The sequence below is a fragment of the Sporosarcina sp. P29 genome (assembly GCF_002743265.1).
GTDB lineage: Bacteria > Bacillota > Bacilli > Bacillales_A > Planococcaceae > Sporosarcina.
In genome coordinates this window covers 1-5,105 of sequence record NZ_PDYX01000043.1, presented here as the reverse complement: position 1 = coordinate 5,105, position 5,105 = coordinate 1, and the positions used below count along the sequence as shown (strand labels likewise).

Here is a 5,105-nt window from a genome sequence, read left to right as displayed (position 1 = left end):
CCTATGGCTTTAGACGTTTCGATCACTTTAGGGCGAAAATTTTATTAAACATACAGTATAAAGAAATTGGCGTTCATTTAGGTTGAGGGGTGGATTTAAATTCACTCCACCCCAACATTTGAGTTAGAACCTTTTTTATTGATTATTTTACATCTACAAAGCGCTTGAAGCCCATGAAATGTGATTTCCAATAGGAAGAATCTAATGATGCAATTTCAATTGCTTTCGTCCCTGCATGAATGAACTCATTACCGCCAAGATAAATACCGATATGTGAGATGCCGGGGCGATATGTATTTTGGAAGAATAATAAATCTCCTACAACCGGATCTTGTATGAATAGTGAACGATTATAGAAACCGATTGTATCTAATCGAGGAACTTTAACACCGGCTTGGTTGAATGCGTAGAAAATGAATCCGCTACAATCAAATCCAGATGGCGTTACACCTGCCCATACATAAGGAGTTCCTAGTAATGGTTGTGTAATATCTACTAATTTTTTACCGAGCGCTTGGTTAGTAACAGCGATAGGAGGCTGTACTACGGGCTTACTTGACGATAATGTACCGAATGAATTAGTAGAAGAGACAGCTTTTGAAGAGTTCGCCTTATTTTCTACTATTAGTTTTTGTTTCACTTTGATATCATTAGAAGTAAGAGAATTCAGACGTTTTAGTTCAGTTACCGTAATCTTGTACTGATTGGAAATCTTGTAAAGAGTTTCCCCTGCTTGCACGACATGCGTTTTTGATGCAGCGGCAACACTACCAACTGAGATGCTTGTAGCAAGCATAAGAGAGGCGATCGCGGCTAGAGCAATTTTCTTCATTTCGACTTTTCCCCTTTTAGTATACTAGATTTGGTACTTTGTACTTCTGAGTGTTAATTCATGTTTAAACCTATGAACCTATCATACAATACAATATTGGATATTAAACGTAACTTTAGACTTATTTTTTATTAATAAATTATTAGTGAATTAGTTTAGACATATGTGTAAATACTAGAAAATATATATTTTATGTAACTTACAGATCCTTAAGACCTACTACTTGTAAATGGGGACTATGTATTTTATAGGTAATTATAATAACTATATTTGTCATATCATAAGTCAAACTATAAAAAAAGCCCTTGAATCCGTAGTAAGACTTCGGATTCTTCAGGGCTTTTCTGCTGTTTAAGATCGTCCGATTGGCCAGTCAAATGGAATGGAGCCAGGAGGGGAGTGCTTAATGATATCGATCATCGGTATCGTATACGCAAATAGAATCAATGCGATCGTAATACCAATCCATAAATACCAGTTCTCCAAAATCTTCGGTGATTTCTCAGCATCTATCTCTTCTTCAGCGATTGGATATTCTTCATAACCACGTGGAGCGAAGAATGCCAGTTGAATGAAGATGTAGAACATCAATAGAATACCAACGAATAAGATGATTCCGCCGACAGCTTGCCACATCTGGTAGCTAATCCATGTAGAAACTTGATCTCCACCTGCGTACTCAGAGAATGCTGAACGACGTGGTCCGCCGATTAGACCTTGAATATGCATGGAAGTGGACATGATCGTCATACCGATTGCCCAGATAAATGTCTGAATGATTCCTAATTTATTTAATCTAGGAGTCAAGCGGCGACCCGTCAAGTGAGGAATCAACCAATACGCAATCCCGAAAAACGTTAAAATTACTGTTGTTGCAACTGTTAAATGGAAGTGACCTGTAATCCAAATCGTGTTGTGGACAAGAGAGTTTACTTGGTGAGAAGCGTTAATGATACCGCCTGCTCCACCCGGGATGAATGCTACCATACCAACGAATGGTGCTAAGAAACGAACGTCTTTCCAAGGAAGCTTTTTGAACCAGCCGAATAGGGATTTATAGCCTTTTCTTCTACCTGTAATTTCAAATGTAGCGAATAAAGAGAATGCAGTCATCAATGAAGGGATGACTACCATGAATGTTAAGACTACTTGAATGAACTTCCAAGTCGGATCAATCCCTGGCTCAGTTAATTGGTGGTGGAAGCCGACCGGAATTGAGAACATCAACAATAAAATGAATGCCAGTCTTGCTAAAGAATCACTGAATAGCTTTCCACCGATGATTTTCGGGATGATTGCATACCAAGCCATGTAAGCAGGTAACAACCAGAAGTATACGAGCGGATGACCGAAGTACCAGAATAACGTACGTGTTAATAATACGTTGACTGTTGCGACGTAACCTAGTGACCAAGGTAAGATCAATACGATGACTGAATACGCTACACCAAGTGTTGCAACGAACCACATAATCATGTTGATCACAACCATGAATGCTAGTAAAGGAGACTTTTCACCTTTATGGGCTTTCTTCCATACATATAGTTGACGGAAGTTAGTGAAAGCTGCAATCCAGCTACCTACAATTACTAATGTCAGACCGATGTAGAAAATAGGATGTGCGCGAAGTGGAGTATAGAATGTATACAATACAGACGCTTCACCTGTTAAGATCATCCATGCTGATAATACTGTACCCACCAACATGACCCAGAATGAAATCCAGCCCCATAGTAATTGTTTGTCTGAAATTCCGACTGTTTTCCCCATAAGAGAGAATTGGAAACCGACGATGAAGAACGTAGTCAATACTAGACCGAGTATGACGCCATGCGTGGTTAAGATTGTATAGTAATCAATGTTGAATGGTAACGTGTATTTGCCGGAACGTACTAATGTCTGAAGCAGTCCCATCAATCCACCGATTAAAAGGGAAATGAATGTGACATGCATAAAGGCCATATACAGTCTGGATTCTTTTTTTGAGAAATTAAATAATTCCATGGGTTAGTACACCTCCACTGTGCCGAACATCAAATGGTGACCGATGCCGCAATATTCGTTACAGACTACTGTGAATTCGCCGCCGTTTTTCATGACCGATTCGAAGCGACTGATATGTCCAGGCTCGACCATCATATTGACATTTGTGCCAGCCACTTGGAATCCGTGAACGACGTCTTTACTCGTTACTTGGAAAAGAACCGTGGAACCTTTTGGTACCCGAATCGTCTTAGTAGCGGTTCCATCTTCTTCTTTACCGAAGTCATAGTTAAAAGCAGAAGCGACAATATTGACAACGTATTTTCCGTCAGCAACTTCAGTCAGACCCAGATTTTCAGGTTGGAATGATTCATTTGCTTCGACGTTTTGTGGATCGATTGTTTCGATGTGACTTTGTGGATGTGTTCCTTTCCAGAACGCCGCAAAGCCAATAATGAGTAAGAATAAAACCAATGATGCTAAACCGAACACAAGCCATACTTTTTCATACTTATGCAAATGCATAATGTTTCCTCCTTTGATGCTAGATATTATCTAGATAAGAATAATCCGTAAGCGCCGAACCACATGACAAGGATGACGATCCCGACGATCATTACCATGATCAAGGTACCTTTTAAATTCGTTTCTTCTTTTGGTTGATTTGTAGAAGATATCTTCTTGCTCAATACGGCCACCTCCTTGTCTGAACTGAATTCGTACTTTCATCATAATCCTCGTGGGGGAATAAAGAATTAGGGAAATCCCTATGATTTGAAAATTAAAAGCAATGTTCACAATATGTTCAATCACTTTACATGCTTTTGTCATACACATTTCACTAGATTTGTGATTCGAACTAGGATGAAAGGTCTGTCTGAATAGTTCATCGGTTACGTAAGGGATTTTAGCGTGTACAGAGAATAGAGTGATGAATACAGAGTGAGATAATATGTATTCAATATTGACCGTATGTTGAATAGAAATTATAATATACTAAGGTGAAACCTAGGAAGCCGGTGTGTGAAATGGAAAATGTAAAATGGATTACAGTAAAAAGCCCTGAAGAAGGTGCGAAGGAAGTATTCAAACTGATTTCTGAAGAACTTCAAAATAATAGATTGCATGTACTTGGGCTAGCTACAGGCAGCACGATGATTCCGATTTACGATGAATGGACGAATTCGTCGTTAGACTTTTCGAATGTTACGGCATTCAATTTAGATGAATATGTCGGTATTGACGCAGACAACCCGAATAGCTATGCATACTTTATGAATCAACATCTATTCAGCAAAAAACCATTCAAAGAAACATATATTCCGAATGGTATGGCTGAAGATTTAGATGAAGAGTGTAAAGACTATGAGAATCAATTGAACTCTCATCCGCTAGATATTCAACTTCTCGGAGTAGGGGAGAATGGTCATATCGCATTCAACGAACCCGGAACGTCATTCGATTCGGTAACACATGTTGCGACATTGACAGACTCCACATTGGGCGTGAATAGTCAGTATTTCGAAAACGACGATAAGATACCGAATATCGCGTTGACGATGGGGATCTCTTCTATTGTAAAGTCGAAGAAGTTAATCATGGTTGCATTTGGTGAGAAGAAGCGTGCGGCAATGGAGAAATTAAAAGCTGGAGAGGTTACGAAGGACTGGCCGATTACGAAGCTTTTGTGTCATGAGGATGTCATTGTAATCACGGATTTACAGCTTGATTGAGTAGAATAAAGTTTGGTTAGGGCTATCCTGGAAGTGCAAGTTGACTTCTGGGGTGGCCTTTTTTGTGTGAAGAGGATCTGTTTGTTGTGGTCGTTGGCTTTACTTTGGCGCTGTAGCAAGCGTTTACTTTGAATCGTTGAAGTGCTGTCGGATTACGTTTTCGTTAAGCGTGCGTAATAAGCGGCGTTGGGTTGTGGTTCTTGCAGGTTCATTTTCTGTTTCGTGTTTGCTGGGGAGGTTGTGGTTGAGCTGCCTATGTAAGTGGCGGGTGCATTGTCCCCACTTCGGTGCTGGTGGATGGCTTTCGCGAGGAGCCAGAGACAGGATAGTTCGCCTGTCTTTGTCTCCTCGCTACGCCTACCACAGCAGGCGCCTTCGTTGGATTGGGTGTAGGGCAGTTCGAGTAGTTGTTTTTACTCGTTGAAGTGCTGTCGGATTACGTTTCTGTTTAAAGTACGTAATAAGCGGCACTGAGTTGTGGTTCTTGCACGTGCTTTTTCTGTTCCTGTTTAATCCAGGAGGTTGTGGTTTAGCTGACAGTGTAAGTGGCGAGTCCA

Annotated in this window: 5 protein-coding genes; 1 reads left to right on the top strand and 4 read right to left on the bottom strand. The window is 40.3% G+C overall.

The genetic code is table 11. The features are described from left to right. Positions 1-142: 142 nt before the first annotated feature. From CSV68_RS16335 to CSV68_RS16320, 4 genes are all read right to left on the bottom strand, one after another. Positions 143-832: a C40 family peptidase gene (locus CSV68_RS16335; protein ID WP_099662655.1), complete on the bottom strand. Its 690-nt coding sequence runs from the start codon at positions 830-832 to the stop codon at positions 143-145. A 351-nt stretch (positions 833-1,183) separates the two neighbouring features. After that, complete coding sequence (locus tag CSV68_RS16330) at positions 1,184-2,836, bottom strand: b(o/a)3-type cytochrome-c oxidase subunit 1 (RefSeq protein WP_099662654.1); 1,653 nt, start codon at positions 2,834-2,836, stop codon at positions 1,184-1,186. Between the two features lie 3 nt (positions 2,837-2,839). Next, positions 2,840-3,340, bottom strand: a complete 501-nt coding sequence (locus CSV68_RS16325; protein WP_099635645.1) for a cytochrome c oxidase subunit II — start codon at positions 3,338-3,340, stop codon at positions 2,840-2,842. A 26-nt stretch (positions 3,341-3,366) separates the two neighbouring features. Beyond that, entirely contained in the window at positions 3,367-3,504 is a 138-nt protein-coding gene (locus tag CSV68_RS16320) for a cytochrome c oxidase subunit 2A (RefSeq protein ID WP_233190525.1), read from the bottom strand. A 339-nt stretch (positions 3,505-3,843) separates the two neighbouring features. On the opposite strand from CSV68_RS16320, the gene CSV68_RS16315 reads away from it, so the two are divergent. Then, entirely contained in the window at positions 3,844-4,548 is a 705-nt protein-coding gene (locus CSV68_RS16315; protein WP_099662653.1) for a glucosamine-6-phosphate deaminase, read from the top strand. Positions 4,549-5,105 lie beyond the last annotated feature (557 nt).

Excerpts from the sequence above, each read along its gene's own strand:
- CSV68_RS16315 (WP_099662653.1), top strand. The coding sequence starts at position 3,844 with ATGGAAAATGTAAAATGGATTACAGTAAAAAGCCCTGAAGAAGGTGCG.
- CSV68_RS16325 (WP_099635645.1), bottom strand. The coding sequence starts at position 3,340 with ATGCATTTGCATAAGTATGAAAAAGTATGGCTTGTGTTCGGTTTAGCA.
- CSV68_RS16335 (WP_099662655.1), bottom strand. The coding sequence starts at position 832 with ATGAAGAAAATTGCTCTAGCCGCGATCGCCTCTCTTATGCTTGCTACA.
- CSV68_RS16330 (WP_099662654.1), bottom strand. The coding sequence starts at position 2,836 with ATGGAATTATTTAATTTCTCAAAAAAAGAATCCAGACTGTATATGGCC.